This window comes from Mesorhizobium sp. M1E.F.Ca.ET.063.01.1.1, from assembly GCF_003998155.1.
In the GTDB taxonomy this organism is placed as follows: Bacteria; Pseudomonadota; Alphaproteobacteria; order Rhizobiales; family Rhizobiaceae; genus Mesorhizobium.
Genome location: NZ_RZSC01001682.1, coordinates 1 through 417 on the forward strand (window position 1 = coordinate 1; position 417 = coordinate 417).

Here is a 417-nt window from a genome sequence, read left to right on the forward strand (position 1 = left end):
GACCAACGAGGAGATCGGCGAGGAGGCGGAGCTTTCCGACGAACGCTACGAATTCCTCAAGGAGCACGAGCGCTTCGTGCTGACGGTGACGGAATATGGCTATGGCAAGCGGTCGTCGTCCTACGACTTCCGCCTGACCGGGCGCGGCGGCAAGGGCATCCGCGCCACCGACGTGTCGAAGGTGGCCGAGATCGGCCAGCTCGTGGCGACCTTCCCGGTCGGCAATGATGACCAGATCATGCTGGTTTCGGATGGCGGCACGGTCATACGCGTTCCGGTCTTCGGCATCCGTTTTGCCAGCCGCGCCACCAAGGGCGTCACCATCTTCAACACGGCCGAGGGCGAGAAGGTCGTCTCGGTGGAGCGGATTTCAGAACCGCAATCGGACGAGGAAGAGAGCGCCGAAGGCGAGACGGA

Annotated in this window: 1 protein-coding gene; it reads left to right on the top strand. The window is 63.5% G+C overall.

Annotation, left to right across the window (positions count from 1 at the left end; translation table 11 throughout):
* Nucleotides 1–417, top strand: a 417-nt coding sequence (locus EOA29_RS40405) for a DNA gyrase C-terminal beta-propeller domain-containing protein (RefSeq protein WP_281061166.1), incomplete at both ends; no start/stop codon positions are given.